We start from the raw sequence: 26,219 nt of genomic DNA, 5'->3' as shown, positions 1-26,219 counted from the left end.
CAGCCAATCAGCCTTTCAGCCAGTGGGATAGCATCTTCTCTGACTCGATGATGACGGTGGCAGCCATAGATCGCTTGGTGCATCACGCGACAATTATCGAACTGCAAGCGGAGAGTTTCCGTAAGCAAGCAGCTTTAGCTCGTTCTAAGTCTTCCGCATAGTTGTCATTTCTTTCGTCTCGCGATCTACTCTTGTTTTCTTATCTCGATCTACTGCCAAGTTCAGGAGGAATTTCCTGCAAAAAGAGCCTATGTAGTTGACATTTAACATGCTGGAGTTGCTTGACCAGAAGTACAAGCTACTGCGAGCTCATTTGCCCACCCGCAAGACCTTTTTTGATGACTTACGGGCGTTACCTGTATTTCGACAGTTGGGATCATCTGCTCACCTTCATGCTCCAAGGACTAGAGCTAGAGATCCCTCCAAATAGCAGTTGAATTTTCAAAATGAGAATTGCTGGCTGGAAACACTGCTTGATTCAGTTCTCCACAGCAAGGACACCGCTTCTCTTCGGCTTGATGTTCTCTCACCACACATCGCAATGGCGGCAAATCATGCACCTGACGCAGCAACCAATTCTCAACCTCAACCTCGCTTAGTGAGGCTCCACACGCCTCACATTGCAAAACTGGGTGTACTATCACCTCATCCACCTGCTTGCTCCATTCCAAGGTGCGGCCACGATGTCCAACTTGTCCGCCACTGGAACGCTCACCCCTCCTACGAAGGCTTTTCGTGCGTTTACCAAACCCATCACCTGATGGCGGCTTGCTACTATCCTGCTTTTGTTGATTCTCTAACTTATCTAAGCGGGCTTCCAACTGACTAATGCGCTCCAGCAAACCTTCGACTAAGGCGATGACCGCATCCTCGCCTTGAGCGTAAATCGCCCGAATCTCCTCTCGATTAATAGGCTTTGAAGGCTAGGGCTGGCTCATAAGGGCTGGCGCAAATTCAACCGCATCGCTCAAATCCTACCTGTTCTGGTTGCATCTCCCGTGAAACATCCCTAAAAACTTAAACCTGAGTAGTTACGATTTTGTTAATAATTAAACGAAGATTACTCGTTGCATAAAGAATACTTAACCTAACTGTGTGACTCTAGAAGTGAGTCTATCCCAGGTATGAATTTTTACTTATTCACAACTATTCTGGAGGTAGAGGCATAGAGCTTTTGGGTTTCTTTTGTAAAAGTCTTGAATCTTCCCCTTTGCTTTTCACGGCGCTGAGGATAGTCTTCTCATGCTTACAAATATGACCTTGTTGTTCTTACTGCCTGTGGCTTAAGCTTCGTTTAGTGTTTTAACGGCCTATTAAACTCGTCTCACACCTATTGAGCAGCTTTAGGAGGGTAAGTAAAGTTAAAAGCAAAAAGAGCCTTGAGTTTTGTTTCGGTATATTTCCGGAATGGGTAAAAAAGCCCTTGAAGCACTCATTGTAGTTTTTCTTCAGGAAATTTATAAAAGAAACCTAAAGGTTTTTCAGTATTTTTCCGGAAAAAACACAAAAGTTCTTGAAGCCCCCTAAGTATTCCATGCCCAACAGTATGTATTGACACGACAGCTTGAGTTATAAAACAGAATGTTCTTAGTTCTATCCGACAGGTAACCCATTCTGTCTAGACATCTCACATTACCAACCAAAGCCACTGAAACATACGAGCTTTTGATGTTTACAGTTGAGCTTTCAAGGTTAATAAGATTTTGAAGCATTTTTCGACTTAAATGCTCAAATTTGGCTAAGCCAAAACCTTGGAGAAGCGTACAAGCTACTTCAATCATTTTGGTGTGGCTTAGCCAAGATATCAACCATTAGTTCCTTGTAGGAAGGAGGTAGATCATGCTGGATACACTATTAGAAAAGCCATTGCAGAGCCAGTGGGCCATGCGCTCGCAGGCAGAAAAAGTGTTTAGAGATATGTTTGAGAACACTTGCCAAGCGATCGAGCAACTCGATGGCACGAAATTTGTGGAACAGCCTTGGCACCGCGATAGTAATGGGCTGTGGGTCGTTGGCAACAATAGTGCTGACAAGAATAGTGATAACACTGTTTATATTGACCGAGCGCTCCACAGTGGCAACGTGTTTGAGAAAGCAGGCATTAACTATGTATCCCTCGAAGGTACATTGCCACCCGGAATGACTTTGCAAAAATCTGGTGCTCTCTCAACCGCAGAAGCAGACCACACGACCAGCACTGAAGGCACTCCTTTCTTTGCCACAGGAGCGAGTTTCGTCATCCATCCCAACAATCCAATGGCACCAACTGTCCATGCAAACTACCGTTATTTCCAGGTGGGTGGTGGTGATCAACCGAGTTACTGGTGGTTTGGGGGTGGCGCTGACCTGACACCAGCTTATCTGTTTGAAGAAGATGCCGCTCATTTTCATCGAGTGCATAAAGAAGCTTGCGATCGCCACAACCCCTCCTACTATCCACGCTTCAAGCAAGCTTGTGATGAATACTTCTACATCCCCCACCGTGGTGAAAGCCGAGGCATTGGTGGCATCTTTTTTGATCACCTGAAAGAAGGTAGTTTTGAAGAACTACTGGCTTTTGTGACTGACTGTACTGAAGCATTTATCCCTGCTTATCTGCCCTTAGTCGAAAGACGCAAAGATCTACCTTTCGCTGAAGAGAATAAGCAATGGCAGCGCATTGTACGTGGGCGCTATGTCGAGTTTATTCTCACCAGCGATCGCGGCATCCGCTTTGGCTTAGCCAGTGGCATGGTAAATCAACAAAGTATTTTCAACTGCATGCCTGCTATAGCGAGTTGGGAATATGATGACCAACCTACTCTTGGTAGCCCAGAAGCCATGCTCCGAGAAGTGCTAAAAAGCGCTCGCGATTGGGTTTAGATCTGGAGATGCGGGTGGTTCTTGAAATGAGTCATGGAAACATCAAGAACCTGGCTGATACAACTACAACCGATGTTAGTGAAATGTTAGGAACACAATTGCTCAATATGTGGCGATCGCAGTCTGAAAATTCCGTGAAAACAGAGCAACAAGAACCGATGCAGAGCAACCTAGAAATTCGGCTCGTTCTGGCGCTCCGAGTTGTGGTGAGATATCTGCTGTTCGGACTTGCTTTGCTTTACTGCTACACCTGGTAGATCTCAAGCTAACTAGCAAAGTTCATTGTTGTGACACCCCTGAAACCAACCTTCAAAGGAGGAACTTAAGATGGTAGAACAAGTAGTAGAAAAACCCATAGAGAAAGTAGGTGCTGGCGACCTACGGATGGAAGATGTTCTGAACATGGATGCTTCCAAAGCCATGAACCTGTTCAGAAATCGCTTCATTCGCTACAAAAAAATGGCGGAAGAGATGGGAGATGCAGCCGCTTATGAAAAGATGTTGGAGAAGTATCCCGAACAGCAGAAGGCTCTGATGGGCGCATTTATTGACAATGCCACCATTGCTGAGGGCTTCAAGAAATCCATTCCCTTGCTCCGCCCAATGGGTTTTATTACCGAAATCGTTGATGTTTCCCAAAACGGCACTGACGCGGCTCTGGAGATTCAAAGAGTTTGCCCAGCCTTATCCCTGGCTAAAGAGTATGGATTTGAGTCTCCCTGCCGCATTCTCTGTGAGATGGAACAAGAAGCCGCCAGAAGAGCTTTTCCAGGCATGAAGGCAACTCTTTTGAGCAGACAAGCTGATGGTGATTGCGTCTGTGTGTTCAAGTACGAAAGACCTGCTCAGTCGGCTACTGAGTTAGAAAAGAATACTCCCAACCTGTTCGTGCAAATTGTGGAAATTGTCAGACTCCTTCCCATCCTGCTCCGGGCTGGCATCAGAATGCTCAAAACGCGCCTTTCAGACTAATCGAAATGAGAGTCCACAAACATTACGTCTCACGGCGATCTGGGGACTCTGCATCCTGAAATGAGTGGTGTTAGTCAACTTTCAGGCGATATACATCGCCAATGGAGAGATATTGTTGCCATGAACGGTGCTATTTTAGACCTAAAGCACATCATTGAAGGTGAAGTCAGCAGTACAGAAGCAGATTTGGCAGCAGTTTCTCAAGATTTTGGTGGCATTTTTGAGAAAACTCCTCAAGTGGTTATCAGACCACAAAACTCTGCTGATGTTGCTAAAGCCATCAAGTATGCTGCGGCTCAAGGTTTGACCATCTCCTCAAGAGCAGCGGGACATTCGCTCAGTGGTCAATCTTTGAACCAAGATGGTATCCTCCTCGACATGAGGAACCTGAATCAAATTCACGAATTTCACAGCGATCGCCTCTGGTTTAAAGCTGATGCAGGAACAACCTGGAGACAGATTGTCGATCGCGCCTTACCGCAAAAGGTGATTCCTCCAGTTCTGACCAACTATTTTGATGTCACTCTTGGAGGAACCCATTCAGCCGCTGGGTTGGGTCAAAGTTCCTTCCGGTATGGGTCACAGGCAGATAACTGTTTGGGACTAGAAGTTGTCACCGCGACGGGAGATATTGTTTGGTGTTCACCGGAGCAAAACAGTGAACTGTTTTATCACGCTCTCTGTGGTTACAATCAGTTCGGTGTCATTACCCAAATTCAGCATCGGCTTAAGCCCCACCGCGCTTTTACTCGAACCTACTTCCTCTGTTATGATGACTTCGACCTCTTCTTACAGGAGCAGCGTCGCCTAATTCTAGAGGATCGAGTGGATGGGTTGTTATCTCTGTTCTCTCCTTGCATGCAAGGCGTATCTAGAGCTGGAGCAGGTTTGCGGCCTCTGATTCAATGGTTCTACCGGATGCAAGTCACCTTAGAGGTGGATGCCTTCGACGATATCAATGAGCCAGAGCTGCTCTCCGATCTCAGTTTCTACCGTCACGTCCACACGGAAGAGCTAACTTTTGAGAAGTTTGTTCAGCCCTTAGTCCAGATGCCCCAGCTCCCAGGCACGGCAAATCCCTGGATTGATGTACTTCTCCCCAGTTCCGTCGCCAAGAAGTACATTGAGATTGCACTCCAACGCATCCCAAGCTTTATTGACTTTAGAATGACGCCTATCGGCTCCTTTGGCTTATTGGCTCGTAATACCAACATGCCGATGTTTGCCCTTCCTCAAGAAGAACTAATCTTAGGCTTCGGTATGTATCCCACAATTTCCAAAGCTCAGCTTCCCCCTGTTTTAGAGCAGTTGCATCATCTGACTGACTTAGCTTTAGAAATGGGTGGTAAAAGATATGTAGCAAGTTGGACAGATTTCAATCTCTCTCAATGGCGACTCCAATATGGAGATTATTGGGGCAAAGTCAATGAGATGAAACAGAAATACGATCCACAAGGCATCTTAAATCCTGGCTTCATTAAATATGAGCCTTCTATGGATGCTGCATCAGAGACTTCACAGAAACTATCTTTGGCAAATACCATCGCTGCATCTCCTATTTCTCTGCAACTGGAAGATACAGCTTTGAACTCTGCCGAACTGCCGCTGGAGTCTGCCAAATCTCAGACAAAGTTGTCTGTACAGGCGATCGCTTTGGCCGTGCTAGCGCTGCTGTTTCTACTGCTCCTCAATGAGTTCTCACCCATCTTTGCCTTACTGAGTTAAGCCATTATGGCCGCTCTAGCTGTTAGCAAGACTCTTTAAGCGGGTGTAGCTGAATCATTTCCTCACTTCAAACCATACTTCGAGCTTGGTTGCAACTTAGTAGTGCTAAGCCCAAGTTCAACCTGCTCTCGGCCATTCATGCAATTTGCACTTTATTTACCCCTGAGGGAAACCAGCCTCAAAGGAGGTTACTAACATGAATATTATTGTCGTTGGGTTGAGTCACAAAACTGCTCCCGTTGAAGTTCGCGAAAAACTAAGTATCCCTGAAAACCAAATCGGAATAGCGATCGCTCGTCTATGTAGTTATCCTCATATTCGGGAAGTTGCCATCCTCAGTACTTGTAACCGTCTAGAGATTTATATTGCGGCGCTAGCCACAGAGCCAGCGGCTCAAGAAGTAGCTGAGTTTCTCGCTGAACACAGTCATTTGTCTAGTCATGAGCTGAATGAACATTTGTTTGTATTTCAGCAACAGGCTGCTGTACGCCATCTCATGCAAGTTGCTGCTGGTTTAGATAGCTTGGTAGTAGGCGAAGGGCAAATTTTGGCTCAAGTGAAAAACACTTACAAGTTGGGTCAAGAGTGCAACGGTATCAAGCGCATTCTTAACCAGTTGTTTAAGCAAGCCATCACTGCTGCAAAACGAGCGAGAACCGAAACCTCCATTGGTACGGGAGCTGTTTCCGTTAGTTCTGCTGCAGTTGAGCTAGCCCAAATTAAAGTCCAAAAACTATCCGACTGCCGAGTCACAATTGTGGGTGCAGGTAACATGGCTCGTCGCCTAGTACAACACCTGTTGGCAAAAGGAGCAACTCGAATTGCGATCGCTAACCGTTCTGTAGAGCGGGCTCAAGAGCTAGCCAGTCAGTTCAGCGATGTGTCCATCCCCTGCTATCCTCTCACTGAGATGATGGCTTTGGTGGCAGATTCGAACTTGGTCTTTACCAGTACCGCCTCCACTGAACCTCTTCTAAATCAAGCCAAATTGACGGAGACTTTAGCTCATAACCAGCCCTTGATGCTATTTGATATTTCCGTTCCCCGCAACGTAGATGCAGATGTTAATGAATTAACTCATGTTCAAGTCTTTAACGTTGACGATCTCAAGCAGGTCGTAGCTCAGAACCAAGAAAGCCGCCAACAGATGGCCCTGGAAGCAAAAGGCATCATCGAAGCAGAACTAGAATCTTTTGCCGATTGGTACCGATCGCTAGAAACATTTTCCACAATTAGCTGCTTGCGAGAAAAAGTAGAAATGATTCGTGAGCAAGAATTAGAGAAAACTTTATCACGCTTAGGCACTGACTTTGCCCAAAAACACCAAGAACTGATTGAAGCTTTGACCCGAGGAATTGTCAACAAAATTCTCCACGAACCAATGGTCCAACTGCGGACACAGCGAGACTTAGAAGCTCAACGCCTTGCTGTTCGGACGCTACAAATGTTGTTCAACTTGAAGACAGAATCACCCCTGGCCCCTGTAGCCAAAATATCCTCTCGGACTTGAAGCGATCGCCGATTTGAGAGCTGATTGTAGGCAGGCAATGAACTGAAGGGCTGCGATCGCGCCACCCAAGCATCGATTTCACTTCACACTGACAGCCTTTGCGTTTGCAGAATTCTTTCTGCATTAAAAACAAAGAAATTCATCCAGTAGCAGGTACGAAGAATGCTCAAGAACTTTTGGTATGCTTGTGAGTTCAGCTCAGCGGTCACTAATAAGCCCAAACAAATCGTGATGCTGAATCAGAGATTTGTGCTCTACCGCGATTCCCAAGGACAAGTGGTAGCACTGAATGACCAATGTCCTCACCGAGGAGCAGCCCTCTCTCTAGGGCAGGTAGAAGATGGCTGCATCCATTGTCCCTATCATGGTTGGAAATTCCAGGCGGATGGGCACTGCATTGACATCCCAGCCAATCAACCTGGAGTTCCTATTCCTAAAAAAGCTCGCGTAGACACTTACTCCGTACAGGAGAAGTATGGTTTTGTCTGGCTATTTTATGGAGACTTACCAGAAACAGAACGCCCCCCCATTCCACTCCTCCCCGAGTTTGCAGACTCAACTCTGCATCCTATTTTCTTAGAGTATAAGATGAATGCTCACTACACTCGCGTCATAGAGAACTCTCTCTGTCCAGCTCATATTTCTGTAGTTCACTCTGATTCCTTTGGCTGGGGATTCACGCAAGATCAAAAAGTAGAAGAGTATGACGTTGATGAGGAGCCTTGGGGCGTAAGTGCTGTAATAACATACGAAAATTTCACAAAACCCAAAGGCTTTTTTAGACTTTTCTTCCAGCCATCTCGAACCAAAGTGCAGTCAAAAACTACCTTCTATCTTCCTAACATCACTAAGGTTGTGATTGACTTTGGCCGCGGAAAGCTCGTTAATTACGCGATTCACTTACCAATCGATGACAACACTACACTCAGTAAGCGTATTCAATTCCGTAGTTTCTTCACCTATAGTTGGGCCGATCCTATATTCGTGAAATTCCATCATAAGGTTGGTATGGAAGATCGAGTAGTAACTGAATCTGAGTACCCGAAACGGATACCAGAGAATCTTGCTTCTGAAGCTCATACTCCTGCTGATGCTCTACCTCTTGCTTTTAGAAAGCTGCGTCAAAAATACCTAGCGATGGGGTGGGGTTTAGAACCTAGCTCAGACAACTCAAACAATCTAAAGAGCCACCCTGTAGAGCCTACAGCCACCCTATCTATGAACTAAGTTGCATCTTTTTTGAGTTTTGGATCACTTTGGGCTTTGCTCGATCAGTACATGGATTGCAGTTAACAGTTCTTTAAAGGGTCAGTACTAATCGAGTAGATGCTATCACTTATAAACTTTGGAGAATCAAGCAGAATGCAAGAGAAAACGAAGCTAACACAGCAAGCTAACGCTCAATCCCCTGTAGCATCTCAATGGGAAATGTTGTCGCCTATTGGTACTGTTGGTGCAGATAATGATGCTTTTTTTGGTGCAGGTTTTCAGTTTAATAACGTGGTCATTGGCTTATCCGGTAATGACACCATTAACACTATCTTTGGTCGCAACGACCGAATTGAGGGAGGCCGTGGGGACGATAGTGCCATCACAGGGGCAGGCGATGACCAGATAGACGGCGGGGCAGGAAGTGAATTCGTGTTGGCTGGGCCCGGAAATGACATTATCAATGGTGGTGCTGGCAATGACTTACTGAATGGAGATGATTTCCGGACTGAAGACCTAGGAAACGATCAGATTCAAGCAGGTGCCGGAAATGATTACGTTGATGCAGGTGGAGGTAATGATGTAGCCTTTGGTGGCTCCGGGTTTGATAGAATCACTGGCGGAGAAGGTGCAGATTTACTGTTTGGTGAAGGCGGTAGCGATGTGCTGACAGGTGCTGACGGTGATGACATTGTCTACGGTGGAGAAGGAGACGACGCTGTATTAGGCTTTGCAGATAATGACCAAGTCTATGGTGACAATGGCAATGATATTATCAGTGGTGGTGCTGGCAACGACTTAGTCTTTGGTGGTGCTGGCAACGATACTCTAATCGGCTTTGATATTTTTGTTGCCCCCCAACCGCTAAGCATCCCTGGCGAAGTTGATATCTTAACAGGTGGCACAGGAAATGACACCTTTGTTCTGGGTGGAGAACTGCCAGGTGGAGTGCAGGCACTCTTCTACACGGATGGTAATCCTACTTCTGCTGGCTTAAGTGACTATGCACTCATTACAGACTTTAGCTTGTCTAAAGACAAAATCCAGCTCATTGGTTCTGCAAGTGACTACTCTTTTAGTGCCTCACCCACTGGCTTGCCTTCAGGAACAGCAATCTTTCTCAACGATGGTTCCACACCTGAATTGATTGGCATTGTGGAAGGGATAGAGCCCGACCACTTAAATTTGACTAATGCAACGCAGTTCACTTTCCTACCTCCTCCAAGCACAGCAAAAAGCATGCTTGCACCCATCGCTACAATTGGTGCAGACAACGATGGCTTCTTTGGTGCAGGCTTCGGAATTGATAACATCGTAGTAGCTGGAACTGGTAACGACACTATTAACACTATCTTTGGCCGCAATGACCGAATTGAGGGAGGCAGCGGGGATGATAGTGCCATTACAGGGGGGGGCGATGACATTATAGATGGTGGGTCAGGGAGTGATCTAGTATTAGCTGGATCTGGAAATGACGTTATAGATGGTGGTGCTGGGAACGATTTTCTCAATGGAGATGATAACGGAGATGCTCCGGGCAATGATCAAATCCAAGGAGGCACTGGAAATGACTTCATCGATGCAGGTGGGGGAAACGATGTCGTTTTTGGTGGCTCTGGATTCGATAGGATTAGTGGGCAGGAGGGTGCAGATCTACTATTTGGTGACGATGGCGATGATGTGCTGACGGGTGCTGAAGGCGATGATATTGCCTACGGTGGAGAAGGCGATGACGCTGTATTAGGCTTTGCAAATAATGACCAAGTATTTGGCGACAGCGGCAATGACATTGTCAGCGGTGGTTCTGGTAATGACTTGGTTTTTGGTGGTTTTGGTAACGATACCCTCATTGGCTTTGATATCTTTTCTCCCCAAGCATTAGTTCTTCTAGGCGAAGTGGATACCTTAACGGGGAATCAAGGCAGGGACACCTTTGTTTTAGCAGGTACACTACCAGGCAGCGCTCAGTCTGTGTTCTACACAGCAAGTGGTAATGATGACTATGCTCTGCTAGCTGACTTTAAGGTGTCTGAAGACAAGATCCAGCTGATTGGTTCTGCAAGTGATTACACTTTGGGTACTTCACCCACTGGCTCTCTGGCAGGCACAGGTATCTTCCTCAACAATGGTTCTACATCAGAACTCATTGGGTTTGTGGCAGGAGTCTCTACAGAGCAGCTAAGCCTAACCAACACCAATCAATTTACTTTTGTTTAGTCGCCGTTAAGTCAACACATCCTTTTTGAAGTTCAATAAACAACTTTTGATGTAAGGAGGACGTATGGGGAATTACACATTACTGAAAGCAGCGAGAGGTGAGGCAGTAGAGCGCCCGCCCGTGTGGATGATGCGTCAAGCAGGTCGCTACATGCAGGTTTATCGGAATTTACGTCAGAAGTATCCTTCTTTCCGCGATCGCTCTGAAAATCCTGATTTGGCAGTGGAAATCTCTCTACAACCGTTCCATGCCTTCAGACCCGATGGTGTGATTATGTTCTCGGATATCCTCACTCCTCTACCTGGAATTGGCATTCCATTCGACATTATTGAAAGCAAGGGTCCAGTATTTGAGGCTCCCATTCGCACTCAGAAGCAAATTGAGGCGCTGACTCCCCTTGATCCCGAAGCGTCTCTACCCTTTGTGAGTCAGATTCTCCAGACGTTGCAGAAAGAAGTGAATGGTGAAGCGACGGTGTTGGGATTTGTGGGCGCACCTTGGACACTAGCAGCCTATGCGATCGAAGGTAAAAGCTCGAAGGATTACGCCATCATCAAGCGCATGGCTTACACAGAGCCAACCATGCTGCATCAGTTCTTGGGTAAGCTAGCTGAGGCGATCGCAACTTATGCTTGCTACCAGATTGAGGCAGGGGCACAAGTGGTGCAACTGTTCGACTCTTGGGCAGGCCAACTCAGCCCCCAAGACTTCAAAACTTTTTCTCTGCCTTATCTGCAACAGATTGTACGGCAGGTAAAAGCCACTCACCCAGAAACACCGCTGATTCTCTACATCAACAACAGCGCAGGTCTTTTGGAACTCATGGCGCACTCTGGTGTAGATATTGTCAGTGTGGACTGGACAGTAGATATGTCCGTCGCCCGCCAACGACTGGGAGCCAGCATGGGTGTGCAAGGCAACATGGACCCTTGCATTTTGTTTGGTCCTCAGGACTTTATCCGTCAAAACATCCTGGATACGGTGCTCAAAGCGGGAACACAGAAGCACATTATGAACCTCGGTCATGGCGTGCTACAAAACACGCCAGAAGAGAATGTGGCTTGCTTCTTTGAAACCGTTAAACAACTCAACTACTCCTCACTTTTGGGCTAATTGTCATGACACAACTAAATTCCGCTGCCTCGACTGCTATCAATTCAACTCGCACGATCCGCATTGGTTCTCGGAAAAGCCAACTTGCCTTGGTGCAAACCTACTGGGTGCGCGAACAGTTGCAGCAACGCTTCCCTGACATCACCTTTGAAGTCCACACCATGTCTACCCAAGGCGACAATATTTTGGATGTGGCCCTGGCTAAGATTGGGGATAAGGGACTGTTCACCAAAGAGCTAGAACTCGGCATGCTGAACCGAGAAATTGACTTTGCAGTGCATTCACTGAAGGATTTGCCTACCAACCTGCCTGAAGGATTAACCCTGGCTGCGGTGACAGAGCGAGAAAACCCAGCCGATGCTTTGGTAGTGCAGGAAAAATATAAGGGTTGTCAAATTGATACGCTACCTGCTGGCGCTGTTATTGGCACTTCTTCGCTGCGACGACTGGCTCAATTGCGGCATCTGTTTCCCCAATACACCTTTAAGGATGTGCGCGGTAACTTGAACACCCGCCTTGCCAAACTGGATGCAGGCGAATATGATGCTCTGATTTTAGCGGCGGCTGGCTTGCAGCGCTTAGACATGAGCGATCGCATTCACCAAATCCTCCCCACTGAAGTTTCCCTCTATGCGGTTGGTCAGGGTGCATTGGGCATCGAATGTCGCGCTGATGATATAGAAGTTATATCTCTCCTGAAAGTGATCGAACATATCCCCACCCGCGATCGCGCCTTGGCTGAGCGGGCGTTCCTGCGCGAGCTAGAGGGTGGTTGCCAAGTGCCGATTGGGGTGCATACCCAACTTGATGGCGAAACATTGGCCTTAACTGGTTTGGTTGCCAGTGTGGATGGGCAACAAGTCCTCAAAGATACAGTAATTGGCTCGACCAACGACGCAGAAGAAATTGGTATTCAACTGGCCCAACAGCTACGACAACAAGGCGCACAAGCAATCCTCGATCAAATTTTTGTCACCGCAGAACGGCACTAAGACTATGTTTCCAACTCATCGTCCTCGTCGGCTTCGCAGCAATCCGCAACTCCGGCAGATGGTATGCGAAAACATTTTAACGACTCAAGACCTGATCTATCCGCTCTTTGCGGTTCCGGGTACCAGCGTTGCCAAAGAAGTGGTATCGATGCCTGGAGTCTATCAGCTATCCGTAGACAAAATTGTCGAAGAAGCCAAGGAAGTTTACGACCTGGGGATTCCAGCCATCATCTTGTTTGGCATCCCTGAAGATAAAGATGCAGAAGCCACGGGAGCTTGGCACGATTGCGGTATTGTGCAAAGAGCTGCGGCTGCGGTCAAACAAGCGGTTCCCAACCTGCTTGTGATTGCTGATACTTGCTTGTGTGAATACACCAGCCACGGCCACTGCGGCTATTTAGAAGTGGGTGACTTAACGGGAAGAGTGTTAAATGACCCCACCTTAGATCTCCTAAAGAAAACGGCTGTGGCTCAAGCCAATGCAGGGGTAGATATCATTGCACCCTCTGGAATGATGGATGGGTTTGTCCAGGCGATTCGAACTGCCTTAGATGAATCAGGCTTTGCAGACATCCCCATTCTCTCCTACGCCGCTAAGTATGCCTCCGCTTACTATGGGCCATTCCGTGACGCTGCCGAATCAACGCCGCAATTTGGTGATCGCCGCACCTACCAGATGGACCCTGGCAACGCCCGTGAAGCCCTGAAGGAAATTGAGTTGGACATCGCGGAAGGGGCAGACATGCTGATGGTAAAGCCTGCTCTGGCTTACATGGATATCATCTGGCGCGTCAAGGAAGCAACGAATTTACCTGTGGCTGCCTACAATGTCTCTGGCGAGTACTCCATGATTAAAGCCGCCGCCCTCAACGGTTGGGTAGATGAACAGCGTGTGGTAATGGAGACTTTGACCAGCTTTAAGCGGGCGGGTGCTGACCTGATTCTCACCTATCATGCGAAAGATGCAGCTCGTTGGTTAGCGAAAAGCCACTGCTAAATTAAGCGAAAAATAGGTTGGGTGAAGAAAACTCACCCTGCATTGCGAAATATTGCGTTTCTTGTGTGTATTCACTACTAAGGACATTAAGTTGGAGTCATGCCGATTTCTACGCCTCAAATCACTCAATCTACCTCTCTACCACCTATAGATGCCAAGGAGAGAGTGAGTCAGTTTATGCGGCAGTTGCAGGACGAAATCTGCCAGAGCTTACAAGCAATAGATGGTGTCGGCAGTTTCCAAGAGGATAGCTGGGAGCGCCCCGCAGGCGGCGGTGGGCGATCGCGGGTATTGCGTGAAGGAGCTGTGTTTGAGCAAGGTGGGGTGAACTTTTCTGAGGTTTGGGGTTCTCATCTCCCTCTTTCCATTTTGGCGCAACGCCCTGAAGCAGCTGGACATGGCTTCTATGCCACTGGGACTTCAATGGTGTTGCATCCTCACAATCCTTATATCCCCACAGTCCATCTGAATTACCGTTACTTTGAGGCAGGTCCGGTTTGGTGGTTTGGTGGGGGTGCCGACTTAACCCCTTACTATCCTTTTGCTGAGGATGCAGCCCATTTCCATACCACACTGAAGCAAGCTTGCGATACTCACCATCCTGATTACTATTTCGTCTTCAAGCCCTGGTGCGATGAATATTTCTATCTTCCTCATCGTCAAGAAACCAGAGGTGTAGGTGGGATCTTTTTTGATTATCAAGATGGACAAGGAAAACTTTACCGAGGTGCCGATTTAGAAGGGGTGGCAGCGACCCGCAGTAACCAGATTGGCGCTCTACCTCCCCGCAGTTGGGAAGAAATTTTTGCTCTAGTTCGCAATTGTGGACAAGCCTTTATCCCTGCCTATGCCCCGATTGTAGAACGGCGACAGGCAATGGAATATGGCGATCGCCAGCGGAATTTTCAGCTCTATCATCGCGGTCGTTATGTAGAGTTTAACTTGGTTTATGATCGAGGCACGATTTTCGGCCTGCAAACCAACGGTCGCACCGAGTCAATTTTGATGTCGTTGCCACCGTTGGTGCGTTGGGAATATGGCTATCAACCAGAACCCAACACCCCCGAAGCGGAATTGTACGAAACGTTTTTGCAGCCTCACGATTGGGCGAACTGGACACTTCCACAGAACCATTAACATGAACTTCCAAACCCTATCCAAGCCTGCAAATCGAGGCACCTTAGCGCTGATTATTGCTGCCACTGCTGCCTCAGGCGCGATCGCCTTCATGGGCATCTCTCAAGTCCAGCGTCCCAGCCAACCCACTGTGGTCGCAGAAACCCAAGCTGCGCCAAAAGTCCAGCGAGTGACGGCTCTAGGACGGATTGAGCCTGCGACCGAGGTGATTAAAGTTTCTGTCCCTGCCACATTTAGTAATGACCGAGTGGCAGAACTGCGAGTGCAGCGGGGCGATCGGGTGGAGGCAGGCCAAGTCATTGCAGTTATGGATTCCCAGGCGCGATTGCAAAACGTGCTCTTGGAATCCCAAGCCCAGGTGAAAATCGCTCAGGCTGAATTGGCCAAGGTGAAAGCAGGGGCCAAGTCTGGGGAGATTGCTGCCCAGGAAGCCGAGATCGCTCGTCTCGAAGAGCAATTGGAAGGGGAGCTTGCCACGCAACAAGCGACAATCGCGCGGTGGCAGGCAGAAGTTGAAACGGCTAATGCCGACTACAACCGCTATCTGCCCCTCTACCGAGAAGGGGCGATCGCGGCAACAGAACTGGATCGGCGACGATTGGCTTTAGAAACCGCCCAAGCCCAGCTCAATGAGGTGAAGGCCAAGCAAAGCCAAAGTGCCAACACCATCCGCGAGCAAATCAGACAAGCGAAGGCTAACTTAAATCGGATTGCGGAAGTACGTCCTGTGGATGTGCAGGCAGCCCAAGCTCAGGTAGACAAAGCGATCGCCGCCGTTAGAAGGGCAGAATCAGATTTAGCTGAAGCCTCAATTAAGGCTCCGATCTCTGGTCGCATTCTCGACATTGCTGCCAAACCCGGAGAAGTGGTGGACAGTGCAGGTATTGCTCAACTGGGCCAAACCGACGAGATGCAGGTAGTAGCAGAGGTGTACCAGACCGATATTGGGCAAGTGCGCCAAGGCCAACCTGTCGTGATTACTGGTGAATCCTTTGAGGGGGAACTCCAGGGGAAAGTCAACTCGGTCGGGCTACAGGTAACTCAGCAAGAGGTGACGAGTGGTAGCCCAGGAGAAAATCTCGATCGCAAAGTGGTGGAAGTGAGAATTCAGATTGATCCAGAGGATAGTCAACGAGTGGCAAACTTAACCAACTTGCAAGTTCAAGTCGCCATTCAAACCGATTCCTCCCTCACCAGTCGTCAGTAGCCTCTCTTCTGTCAACGAACCCATGCCATCAAAATTATTTCGCAAAACCCCTCTCGCCCTGCTGCAAATGGGCAGCCAAAAAACTCGGCTGCTTGTGGCGATCGCAGGCATTGCTTTTGCCGACTTTCTCATGTTTTTTCAATTGGGGGTGAGAGATGCGTTGTTTGACTCCCAAGTGCGTCCCTACGCCACTCTGAAGGGAGATTTATTTATCGTTAACAAACTCTCTGACAACTTACAATCGATCAAAAGTTTTCCCAGAGACAATCTTTATCGCGTCGCTGGAATGGAGGGAGTTGAGTCTATCCGCCCTCTGTACATTGGTCAGGCGAGTTGGCGTAATCCGGATAACCGAGCCAGTCGGCAAATTTTTGTTTACGGCATCGACCCCAATCGACCTGCCTTTGACCTACTGGAAGTGGAGCAACAGTTAGACAAACTCAAACTACTCAACCAAGTTCTATTTGATAAAGCGGGTCTGATTCCACAACTGGGAGATGTAACGGCCCTGCTCAAAAAGCAGAATCCCCTGCCTGTTCAGGCGAATGATTTAGAAGTCAAAGTGGTTGGCTTATTTACGCTGGGATCTTCTTTTTCCGCAGAAGGGAATCTCCTGATGAGTGACTCTACCTTTTTGCGGCTCTTTTCCCAGCGGCGAGCCAATGACATCGACCTAGGCATTATTGAGGCCAAGCCCAACGTTTCTATTGAACAACTTCAGGTAGATTTGCAAGCGATCGTACCCGATAACTTGCTGGTACTCACCTTGGAACAGTTCTCGGCTCGCGAATTTGCCTATTGGAACACAGGCTCCTCGATCGGTCCTACTTTTAATCTCGGAGTAGCCATTGGGTTCCTAGTAGGAGCTGTGATCGTCTACCAAATTCTTTATACCGATGTCTCCGACCACTTACCAGAATACGCCACCCTCAAAGCAATGGGTTATAGCGATCTGTATTTGATTGGAGTGATTTTACAAGAAGCCCTACTCCTCGCTGCTCTAGGCTTTTTACCAGGGTTTCTGCTAGCCAGCGGCTTCTATTCCTTCTTTAGATCCGTCACATTTTTACCAATTGCTATGAAATCAAGCCGAGCCATTACAGTTTTAATTCTCACGGTTGTTATGTGCGCTGGAGCAGGCGCGATCGCCCTTCGCAAGCTCAGAGCCGCCGATCCAGCAGATATCTTTTAGTGAGGAATCAGTAGCCATCAGAATTCAGAACGCTCCTCATCCTTCATCCCTCATCTTTCCCCTATGTCTCCCTATCTAGAGCAATCGCGATCGCAAAACTCTCCTGCGACTCAAGCGTTTACTACCAAGCCTGTGATTTCAGCTCATCAATTGAATCATTATTTTGGTAAAGGTGACCTGCGGAAGCAGACATTGTTTGACATTAATCTCGATATTTATCCTGGCGAAATTGTGATTATGACAGGGCCTTCTGGCTCTGGTAAAACTACTTTACTGACGCTGATGGGTGGTTTGCGCTCGGTTCAGGAAGGTAGCCTCACGATCCTGGGGCAAGAGATGTGCGGGGCTAGCAAGCGAAAAATGATGCAAGTGCGGAAGCAAATTGGTTACATCTTCCAAGCCCATAACTTGCTCACCTTCTTAACGGCAAGACAAAATGTGCGGATGTCTCTAGAACTGCATCCAGAGTATTTAGACCAGGATATCGATGCGATCGCCACAGAGATGTTGCAAGCGGTGGGGTTGGGAGAGCGCGCGGACTACTACGCCGATAGCCTTTCCGGAGGGCAAAAGCAACGAGTGGCGATCGCTCGGGCCTTAGCGAGCCGTCCCAAGCTTGTTCTGGCAGATGAACCCACAGCGGCGCTGGATAAGAAATCGGGTCGAGATGTGGTTGAGATTATGCAGCGCCTAGCCAAGGAGCAGGGCTGCACGATTTTGCTCGTCACCCATGACAACCGCATTCTCGATATTGCCGATCGCATCATTCACATGGAAGATGGACGACTGGCAGTAGCGTCCTAATTCTTAATCTGGCTCTTAACTGCACTCTTAACTGCGGAGAGAAATTGTGAGTAAAAGCGAAGAACCTAAATACACCGTATTGCAGTCCTACGGTGACATCGAAATTCGGCAATACGAACCTAAAATTGTGGCTGAAACCGTCGTAAAGGCGGAGCGGGGTAAGGCAAATAATGATGCCTTTGGCATTCTAGCGGGTTACATTTTTGGCCAAAACATATCCGTCACCCAACCCCAAAAAAGTGAAAAAATTGCCATGACCGCACCTGTCATGCAGCAAGCCGCAAGTCAAGCGATCGCCATGACCACGCCTGTCACCCAAACAGGAGACCAAAATACGAATACTTGGGCTGTCCAGTTCTTCATGCCCTCCACCTATTCAATGGCAACGCTGCCAAAGCCAAAGGACGATCGCATTAACCTCAAGGAATTACCAGGTAGTAAAGTGGCGGCCATTCATTTCTCTGGTAACGCCGGAGATAAACAGCTGCGAGAACAGGAAGCGAAACTCCGAGACTTTTTGAGCCAGCAAAGGATTGAGGCTAAAGGGGCAGCGACTTATGCCTTCTACGATTCTCCCTTTACCTTGCCGATGTTGAAACGCAATGAAGTCATGGTCGAAATTCCCTGATTTTGATGACTTTTGCTATTTACAGTCCCCATCAAGCCAACTTTTTCAATGAGTGTGATCAGGAAGCAATATGTTAGCAACAACGACTAGTTTGAATACAACGCGATCGCAAGAAATCTTTGCCGCAGCCCAAAAACTAATGCCAGGCGGTGTGAGTTCTCCAGTCCGAGCATTTCGCTCTGTCGGGGGTCAGCCGATTGTCTTTGACCGAGTCGCAGGTGCTTATGCTTGGGATGTGGATGGCAACCAGTATATTGATTATGTTGGTTCCTGGGGACCTGCGATCTGTGGTCACGCTCATCCTGTAGTGATAGCTGCTCTGCATGAGGCGATCGCCAAAGGCACCAGTTTCGGGGCTCCTTGTGAGTTGGAAAATATCTTGGCTGAAATGGTAATTGATGCCGTTCCCAGCATTGAGATGGTACGGTTCGTCAACTCTGGTACAGAAGCTTGTATGGCTGTTCTGAGGCTGATGCGAGCCTTTACAGGACGCGAGAAAGTGATCAAGTTTGAGGGCTGCTATCACGGCCACGCGGATATGTTTTTAGTAAAAGCGGGTTCTGGGGTTGCTACCCTCGGTTTACCCGATTCTCCAGGTGTCCCTAAATCGGTTACAAGCAATACGCTTACGGCTCCCTACAACGATTTAGCCGCTGTCAAAGCGCTTTTTGAGGAACATCCCAACCAGATTGCTGGAGTTATTTTAGAACCTGTGGTGGGTAATGCAGGCTTTATTCCCCCTGCGGCTGGATTTCTAGAAGGCTTGCGGCAACTCACTCAGGAGCAGGGAGCACTCCTCGTCTTTGATGAAGTGATGACAGGCTTCCGCATTGCCTATGGTGGTGCCCAAGAGAAATTTGGCGTCACTCCTGATCTCACAACCTTAGGTAAAGTGATCGGAGGTGGCTTACCAGTGGGAGCTTATGGGGGGCGGCGAGAGATTATGTCAATGGTGGCTCCCGCTGGCCCTGTCTATCAAGCAGGAACGCTCTCTGGAAATCCCTTAGCCATGACGGCAGGTATTAAGACCTTGGAACTGTTGCGGCAACCTGGAACCTACGAGCAACTAGATCAAATGACCAAAAGGCTGGTAGAAGGGCTATTGCAAGTGGCACAAGCAACGGGGCATGTGGCTTGTGGGGGGCAAATCAGTGGGATGTTTGGTTTCTTCTTCAATCAAGGTCCTGTACACAGCTATGAGGATGCTCAGAAATCTGACCTCAACAAGTTTGCTCGCTTCCATCGCGGCATGTTGGAACAAGGAGTTTATCTAGCGCCGTCTCAATTTGAGGCAGGCTTCACTTCTCTAGCTCACACTGATGCAGATATTGATCGCACTTTGGAAGCTGCCCAGATTGTTTTGTCTAATTTGTAGACTGTTGGTTAAAACAGGCAGTTGAGCAGGAGCTTCACTTCGACCCTTACAGAGATCAACGACATGCAGGCAGTAATCTTTAATCAATACGGTGGTCCAGAAGTCCTGGAGCTAGTGAATCTCCCTCAACCAACGATTGCTGCGAATCAAGTTTTGGTTCGGGTAAAAGCAGTTGGCTTAAACCCAAAAGACGCTGCTCTTCGAGCAGGAATGCTGAAGTTTCTCACAGGCAAACAGTTTCCTCAGCGAACTGGATTTGATTTCTCAGGAGTCATCGTAGCCATCGGCGATCAGGTCAACAACCATCAGGTTGGTGAAGAAGTCTTTGGTTATATCGAAGATTTAGTCGGTGGGGCTGCAGCCGAGTTTTTGGCCGTCAAGCAAGATTGGATTGCGACCAAACCCGCTGGTATCACGCATGCAGAAGCGGCTGCTATGCCTTGTACCTATTTAACAGCTTTACAGGCGTTGCGGGATAAGGCAAAACTCCAACGAGGGCAAAAGATTCTGATTTATGGTGCTTCTGGGGGGGTGGGCACAGCAGCGATTCAGATCGCCAAACATTTGGGAGCCGTTGTCACCGCTGTCAGTAGCTCTAAAAATCAGGCCTATTGCGCTGCCTTAGCCGCAGACAAAACCCTTGCCTATGACCAAGGTGATGTGTTTGAAGAGACCCAAGAAAAGTTCGATGTGTTTTTTCAGGTGCACGTATTGAGTGGCAATCTATACTCTCAAGCTTGCAAACTTTTGAAGCGAGAGGGAGTCTTTGTCACAATTGAACCCAATCCTCTGTTAGGACTTCAAGGGGTGATTCGCAAATTGTTGGGGCAGCCGCGTCTGGAAAGCCTGCTGGTCAAATCTAATCAGCAGGATCTAGAAGCGATCGCCAAGTTAACTGAGCAAGGTGCTTTGCGGCCCCAAGTTCTACAAAAACTGCCCCTGAACGATATTGCGAAAGCTCACAAACTCATTGAGGAGCAACATAGTAGAGGCAAGATCGTGCTGGAAGTTAACGGTGACTAACTGTGCTGTGAGTACCGATTAAATTGCTTGGGGTGATGTGGGGTCAGAGGTTTGCCCAGCATCACCCCAATTTTATTGAGGTGAAGTGTCAGAACTAGGCAAAGATCAAACTGCTGCTGTTGACATCACTCGCTTGAATGCCGATTAAAATCGAAGTTTCTTGACCTGCAATGCTAATCACAGTGTCGTTCAGCCTTGCCCCTACACCTTGGGCGATCGCGGCTTTATCAGCTGTGGTGTCGCCAGTGAATGTCAGAAGATCACAGCCGTCTCAAAATCGGTGATGCTTGACAGGCCTGAGGACAACGGGTGGTTGCGAGTCATGGAAAAGTACCTGTTGTTCCACTCACTTGGCTGCGAGCTCATCTCGACCGCTCATCTGTTAAAAATAAATTGCCATTTAGCATTGTCGAAACGAGGGGTAGTGGATTAAATCATTGTGGGATAGGAGGAAATATCGTGCCAGCTCCACGATCGCGTGGTTAATCCTGCCCGCTGTGCTGCTGTGGTTTTGAATCGGCTATGTTGCCAGATCCAGTTGAAGTAGCTCACCACTAGGCGAGTTGTCACTCTCGTTTGTTCCCACACCTTGCCAAACTTATTCTGTCGTCGTTCGCGTAGCGTGCCGCAGGCTTAGCCATCTTCCCGTTTGTTGCCGTATCGTTCCATTGGGGCGCTCTATTTGACTGGCAGCGCGAACAAAGCTGACGACGGTATTGTAGGCCAGTCCAGTCGTGCGACTGATACCCCGCAAACTACTCCCTTCACTGTGGGCTTGCAGCACTTGGCGAATTTGTTCAGCACTGATATGACGGCGGTAGTAGAGACTATCGAAGGATTCGGAAAAAGTTTGATGGCAAGCAGGACAGAGATAGCGTTGATGACCCTGAGGCATCTTGCCATGTTTGTGAGCTTTAGCGTGACCGCACAGCGGGCATTTCATCATTTGGCTTCCAGTTAGAGATCCCCCTTTACTCTATAAATCCCACATCATTCTGACGCACTATCGACTTTTCAATGGACAAACCACTCCAAGGCTCCCCGTGCGATCGCGGCTGGCACTGTATGAGGTCCCTCAAATTCTTGATACAGGACGTTGTAGTCAGCTCCTTTCAGTTGCGGTACGAGCTTTCGACTACAGCGATCGATCGGCAAAACTTTATCTTGGGTGCCGTGGGAGATAAAGATATGTGGATCGCCTGCTTGCCGAATCGGAGCCATGAATCCTGGTGAAAAGGCGAGTATATGGGTAAACAAATCTCCATTCATAATGCCGAGCGAGAGCGCATAGGAAGCGCCGTCCGAAAAACCAGCCACTCCGACTCGTTGAGAGTTGATGACGTAACGGCTAAAGGTTTGGGCTAAAGCGCGATCAATAAAGGTGATATCTGGCCCATATTGACCCATGATCACATCCCAAGTTGCCCGTCGCGAATCAACTGCCAAGACAATCGCTCCGATTGGATCAACGAGTTGCCGTAAAATGTTCAGTGCTCCTTCCGCATCCCCTCCTGCACCATGTAGCATCAACACCAAGGGAGCGGGGTGGCTAGCTCGATAACTAGCTGGTACGTAAAGGAAACCGTCTCTTTTTCCATCCAACTGAAGAGGATGTAGCCCAGAAATTCCAGTGACTGTAGGTTGGATTGGCCGCGATCGCAATTGACCTGTAGCGGCTGGATCGATTTGCTTTGGAATTCCCATAACTGGTAAGTTTTGATTTCCGCAACGAGATAGCTGAGAGACCGCGATCGGTAAAACACAGCCTACGATTCCAAACCGCAAAAACTGTCGTCTGGTTCGTTGAGTAGGCCAGGTAGAAAGTAAGGTATGGTTTTGCCTCATTGCGATCGCCAAGCCTCCCAGTGAGGGCAATAGCTCAGTCAAAATTACTAGCCCCAAGAATTACCCTTTACTTTTACGGTTCTCCTTTAGAAGGCCATAGCTCTGTATTTAGCCTAGGCTGTTTCCATGTGTTCAACCTGATTCTTCAGAAGGATTCAAGCTCCCCGAATTATTAACTGCTAAGGTGACACAACTAACATCTTTACTTATTGCTCTCTTTTTCTGCAAATTCTGCAATAAAGCCTACGAAAAAGATGGGGTTGCTAGAACCTAAAACAGAACAGAGATGCCCTAAGTTCTAGCAAAGTTAGCTGGGTCTTGATCTCGTCGATGTCTAACAGGAATGGTAGGCCCCTGACCATCGCCCGCTAAGGCCGCAGTTGCCTCCAATGCCTCCCTCAGCCGCTTGGCTGCATAGATGGACATGTCACGGGGCACGTTAATTCTGTCGCGTAGATATCGCAAGGCAACATCAGACCCCGGTGGTGGCAGGTAGACCTCGCCAGTCATCATGTAGGTCAGAGCGCAACGCAGGGCTTCATCAAATAATCTGTCATCGGCAGGGTTGACTCGAATAATATTGGCCCGATGCTTGATCACACGTTGCAGCGCTTCTGTACGGGAGTTTCCGGGTTCTGAATAAGCTACATCAGGTAGCCCAAACCAAGGGCCGTGATCCACCTGCGCCCGGTTCTGGAGCATTTGCGGCTCACCATTTTCCCAACAACCCCCCATTTGAGGCGGTAAATCATGGGCATGGGTATGAAAGTCGCTCTGGGTGCCGCGATAAGTGGCTCGGCTTTCCATCGCCGCAAACCAGTTTGCCAAGTGAGGATTTTCCTCCCGCAGCGAGTAGCCTTTGTAGTAGTAAAGGCTGGCATTCATCCGCTCCACATAGGGCGTAAAGACAACGTCAGCAGTACTGAACCCATCCAGGAAGTAGTGGCTTGGCGTGCTGCTTAAAGCATCCTCGACCCTGGCTACAACTGCTTTGAATTGATCCCGGTTATTCTGCTCTTGGCGAGCCGACCCTGTGGGGTAGCAAAGCCAGGTGCACCAAGCGCTAAAGAGCATCCGCTCTAGCCGTCGTAGTGGGATTACCGTTGGGTCTTTCATGCTAAATCCCAAGGGGCCAAAGACCTGTTCCAAGGCGATCAAAATGTCATCACTTTCCGTGATCATGCGTCCGTCTAGCTCAATCGCAGGTAGCATTCCCGATGGTACTTTGCGTTTGTACCAACTCTCCTTCTCCCCGTAACAGAACATGGTGACTTTTTCGATGCGGTAGGGGATCTGTTTTTCCTCCAGCCACAGCCAAACTTTTTGGCAATAAGGGCACCAAGCGTGGTTATCGCGGTATAGGGTCACCCGCACCTCAGACTCGCTTTGACCAAACAAGCGCAAACGGGCTTGAGCATTGGTAGGCCCATTAACGGTATCGATTTGAAAGTCTGTGAGGTTCTCTAGTTCAGGCCAACTGAGGGGAGTGATGGGCATGGGAGTGGGTGTCATTAGGAGATTCTGGACTAGAGAGTAGAAAGAGCGGCGAGGGCAACAAAGCTATTATTCATCAGTGACTTTACCTCTCAGGGTTTTAATCTGAGAGCGTTTGGTTTTGCTATCAAGCCGCTTTCTCTGAGAGCTGCGCGTTGGTTTACTCGGTTTGCGGGGTTTAGGAACTGCGATCGCGCCTCTAATCAGAGCTTGCAGCCGTTGTAGAGCTTCTTCTCGATTTTGCTCTTGACTGCGATGTTCCTGAGCTTTAATGATGATTACCCCTTCCTTGGTAATTCGCTGATCATTCAACTGCAACAGTCGCTCTTTATGGCGATCGCTTAGCGAGGAAGCTAGGACGTCGAAGCGCAGGTGAATCGCAGTCGCCACCTTATTGACATTCTGTCCGCCTGCCCCCTGGGAGCGAACGGCACTCATTTCAATCTCATGCTCTGGGATAGTTACAGTTTTGGAAATTGACAGCATCATTCAACCATAGCTCAAAGATGAGTCATATCGGCAGCTGAGCGGATTTTACCTCGAATACAGGGGCTATCAAAAGTGAGCAGTTAGAATCTAGCAATCACATTGCACTCACTTTCGTAAAGGACGCTAGAGAAATAGTGAAGCAGGCAACGTTATAGCAATGCTCAGTACAGGACAAAAACTTGCAAAGGTCGGACAGGAAAGGGTTTCATAAGAATTACTACATTCTTTAACCATGAAACCCTGATGCATCAGGTTACTCTACTTCGCAATGCCTTGCGTCCTCACCTCACTTGGCATGGTACCAGATTGAGCTTTCTCGCTGCTTTCCTCATGGCTCTACTGCGAGTCAAAACTGTCAACTTTGCCGAATTGGCCACGGCATTCAGTGGCAACGCCCAAACTGACTCGCATTACAAACGCCTCTAGCGCTTCTCCGCCACTATGAGACGGACTATGCCGAAATCGCCAAAGCACTGATGAGTCTGATGGCAATTCCGGAGCCTTGGGTGCTCTCGTTGGACCGAAGCGAATGGTGCTTTGGCAATTGTGTCTTCAATATCTTGATGCTAGGTGTGGTCCATGAAGGCGTTGCCTTTCCTGTCGTCTGGTGCCTCCTCGACAAACCCGGCAATTTCAACACCGATGAACGCATCAAGTTGTTCAACCAGTTTCTGGAGCGCTTTGGAGAGCGATCGCTGGCCTGCTTGAGTGCCGAGCGAGAGTTCATCGGCCAAGACTGGTTCAGCTACTTGCGGCAAGAGCCACGCACCCCCTTGCGCATCCGCATCCGCCACAATCACATCTTGGGCAAGGGCCGTCAACGTCTCAAGGTTAGCGCCGTCTTTCAAGCACTTCAGCCCGGACAGCATCAGGTGCTGCGGCACAAACGACAATTGTGGGGGCATTGGCTCTACATTGCCGCGTTGCGTCTTGAGGATGGTACCCTGTTGGTCGTTGCAACTCAGAGCGCCCCTAAATCTGCCCTCACAGATTATGCCAAGCGCTGGGGGATTGAAACCTTGTTTGGCAGCTTCAAAAGCCGGGGGTTCTGTTTGGAATCAACCCACCTGAGCGATGCGGAGCGACTCAACAAGCTGTTGGCATTGCTCTCCTTAGTGCTCTGCTGGGCCTTACTCAGTGGGGAGTGGTTGCATCAGCTCAAGCCGTTGGTCGTTAAGAAGCATGGGCGCAGAGCCAAGAGCTTATTTCGCTATGGATTTGACTATCTACGTAACATCGTCCTCAACTTGGAACAGAAAGGAGATCAGTTTTCCAAGGCTCTACAGTTTTTATCCTGTACCTAGTAGACTGACAGGTCTAAATTAGGGCAATAGACTTTACTATTCTGCCATCTCAAAAACGGGGTAGAGATGTTTCAATTTGACCCTGGCATCCTGAGTTGTAAACTTCCAAGTCACTTTTGAGGC

General features: G+C 48.5%; 22 protein-coding genes and 2 pseudogenes. 19 read left to right on the top strand and 5 right to left on the bottom strand.

Features of this window, described 5'->3' with window-relative positions; genetic code table 11:
- A partial coding sequence (locus KME12_25335) for an ATP-binding protein (protein ID MBW4491096.1) occupies positions 1 to 161 on the top strand: 161 nt, incomplete at its 5' end.
- 249 nt (positions 162 to 410) lie between these two features.
- Here KME12_25335 and KME12_25330 read toward each other — a convergent pair.
- Entirely contained in the window at positions 411 to 842 is a 432-nt protein-coding gene (locus tag KME12_25330) for an IS66 family transposase zinc-finger binding domain-containing protein (GenBank protein MBW4491095.1), read from the bottom strand.
- Positions 843 to 1,884: 1,042 nt separating this feature from the next.
- Between KME12_25330 and hemF (KME12_25325) the strand changes: the two genes are divergently transcribed.
- The 17 genes from hemF (KME12_25325) to KME12_25245 all read left to right on the top strand — a co-directional run bounded on the left by hemF (KME12_25325) (position 1,885) and on the right by KME12_25245 (position 20,964).
- Entirely contained in the window at positions 1,885 to 2,862 is a 978-nt protein-coding gene (hemF, locus tag KME12_25325; protein MBW4491094.1) for an oxygen-dependent coproporphyrinogen oxidase, read from the top strand.
- A gap of 14 nt (positions 2,863 to 2,876) precedes the next feature.
- The gene (locus KME12_25320) at positions 2,877 to 3,119 is read left to right on the top strand and encodes a hypothetical protein (GenBank protein ID MBW4491093.1); all 243 of its coding nucleotides are present in this window, start codon (positions 2,877 to 2,879) and stop codon (positions 3,117 to 3,119) included.
- A gap of 70 nt (positions 3,120 to 3,189) precedes the next feature.
- Entirely contained in the window at positions 3,190 to 3,834 is a 645-nt protein-coding gene (locus tag KME12_25315) for an L-2-amino-thiazoline-4-carboxylic acid hydrolase (GenBank protein ID MBW4491092.1), read from the top strand.
- Between the two features lie 60 nt (positions 3,835 to 3,894).
- Positions 3,895 to 5,559, top strand: coding sequence for an FAD-binding protein (locus tag KME12_25310; GenBank protein MBW4491091.1), 1,665 nt, complete (start codon positions 3,895 to 3,897; stop codon positions 5,557 to 5,559).
- Between the two features lie 196 nt (positions 5,560 to 5,755).
- A complete protein-coding gene (locus tag KME12_25305; protein MBW4491090.1) occupies positions 5,756 to 7,069 on the top strand; it encodes a glutamyl-tRNA reductase in 1,314 nt (437 codons plus the stop codon).
- A 162-nt stretch (positions 7,070 to 7,231) separates the two neighbouring features.
- On the top strand, positions 7,232 to 8,296 hold the full coding sequence (locus KME12_25300) for an aromatic ring-hydroxylating dioxygenase subunit alpha (GenBank protein MBW4491089.1): 1,065 nt from the start codon (positions 7,232 to 7,234) through the stop codon (positions 8,294 to 8,296).
- A gap of 135 nt (positions 8,297 to 8,431) precedes the next feature.
- A complete protein-coding gene (locus tag KME12_25295) occupies positions 8,432 to 10,495 on the top strand; it encodes a hypothetical protein (GenBank protein ID MBW4491088.1) in 2,064 nt (687 codons plus the stop codon).
- Positions 10,496 to 10,559: 64 nt separating this feature from the next.
- Entirely contained in the window at positions 10,560 to 11,609 is a 1,050-nt protein-coding gene (hemE, locus tag KME12_25290; protein ID MBW4491087.1) for a uroporphyrinogen decarboxylase, read from the top strand.
- 5 nt (positions 11,610 to 11,614) lie between these two features.
- A complete protein-coding gene (hemC, locus tag KME12_25285; GenBank protein ID MBW4491086.1) occupies positions 11,615 to 12,601 on the top strand; it encodes a hydroxymethylbilane synthase in 987 nt (328 codons plus the stop codon).
- A gap of 4 nt (positions 12,602 to 12,605) precedes the next feature.
- Positions 12,606 to 13,598, top strand: a complete 993-nt coding sequence (hemB, locus tag KME12_25280; GenBank protein MBW4491085.1) for a porphobilinogen synthase — start codon at positions 12,606 to 12,608, stop codon at positions 13,596 to 13,598.
- Positions 13,599 to 13,697: 99 nt separating this feature from the next.
- Positions 13,698 to 14,735: an oxygen-dependent coproporphyrinogen oxidase gene (gene hemF, locus KME12_25275; protein MBW4491084.1), complete on the top strand. Its 1,038-nt coding sequence runs from the start codon at positions 13,698 to 13,700 to the stop codon at positions 14,733 to 14,735.
- Between the two features lies 1 nt (position 14,736).
- Positions 14,737 to 15,942, top strand: a complete 1,206-nt coding sequence (locus KME12_25270; protein ID MBW4491083.1) for an HlyD family efflux transporter periplasmic adaptor subunit — start codon at positions 14,737 to 14,739, stop codon at positions 15,940 to 15,942.
- Positions 15,943 to 15,964: 22 nt separating this feature from the next.
- Positions 15,965 to 17,134 (top strand): ABC transporter permease DevC, encoded by a 1,170-nt coding sequence (devC, locus tag KME12_25265; protein MBW4491082.1) that lies wholly within the window; start codon positions 15,965 to 15,967, stop codon positions 17,132 to 17,134.
- 63 nt (positions 17,135 to 17,197) lie between these two features.
- The gene (locus KME12_25260) at positions 17,198 to 17,938 is read left to right on the top strand and encodes a DevA family ABC transporter ATP-binding protein (protein ID MBW4491081.1); all 741 of its coding nucleotides are present in this window, start codon (positions 17,198 to 17,200) and stop codon (positions 17,936 to 17,938) included.
- A gap of 46 nt (positions 17,939 to 17,984) precedes the next feature.
- Positions 17,985 to 18,566 (top strand): heme-binding protein, encoded by a 582-nt coding sequence (locus tag KME12_25255; protein MBW4491080.1) that lies wholly within the window; start codon positions 17,985 to 17,987, stop codon positions 18,564 to 18,566.
- Between the two features lie 70 nt (positions 18,567 to 18,636).
- Entirely contained in the window at positions 18,637 to 19,941 is a 1,305-nt protein-coding gene (gene hemL, locus KME12_25250; GenBank protein ID MBW4491079.1) for a glutamate-1-semialdehyde 2,1-aminomutase, read from the top strand.
- Positions 19,942 to 20,004: 63 nt separating this feature from the next.
- A complete protein-coding gene (locus KME12_25245; GenBank protein ID MBW4491078.1) occupies positions 20,005 to 20,964 on the top strand; it encodes an NAD(P)-dependent alcohol dehydrogenase in 960 nt (319 codons plus the stop codon).
- Between the two features lie 429 nt (positions 20,965 to 21,393).
- Here KME12_25245 and KME12_25240 read toward each other — a convergent pair.
- From KME12_25240 to arfB, 4 genes and pseudogenes are all read right to left on the bottom strand, one after another.
- Positions 21,394 to 21,910: pseudogene (locus KME12_25240) on the bottom strand (hypothetical protein).
- 68 nt (positions 21,911 to 21,978) lie between these two features.
- Positions 21,979 to 22,851, bottom strand: coding sequence for a hypothetical protein (locus KME12_25235; protein ID MBW4491077.1), 873 nt, complete (start codon positions 22,849 to 22,851; stop codon positions 21,979 to 21,981).
- 249 nt (positions 22,852 to 23,100) lie between these two features.
- Positions 23,101 to 24,306: a glutathione S-transferase family protein gene (locus KME12_25230; GenBank protein MBW4491076.1), complete on the bottom strand. Its 1,206-nt coding sequence runs from the start codon at positions 24,304 to 24,306 to the stop codon at positions 23,101 to 23,103.
- Positions 24,307 to 24,372: 66 nt separating this feature from the next.
- Positions 24,373 to 24,789, bottom strand: a complete 417-nt coding sequence (gene arfB / locus KME12_25225; GenBank protein MBW4491075.1) for an aminoacyl-tRNA hydrolase — start codon at positions 24,787 to 24,789, stop codon at positions 24,373 to 24,375.
- A 246-nt stretch (positions 24,790 to 25,035) separates the two neighbouring features.
- Here arfB and KME12_25220 point away from each other — a divergent pair.
- Positions 25,036 to 26,096: pseudogene (locus KME12_25220) on the top strand (IS4 family transposase).
- Positions 26,097 to 26,219: the final 123 nt, after the last annotated feature.

This window comes from Trichocoleus desertorum ATA4-8-CV12 (assembly GCA_019358975.1).
Lineage (GTDB): Bacteria > Cyanobacteriota > Cyanobacteriia > FACHB-46 > FACHB-46 > Trichocoleus > Trichocoleus desertorum_A.
Note: the sequence above shows the minus strand (reverse complement) of the source record. Positions and strands in the feature narration are given on the sequence as shown.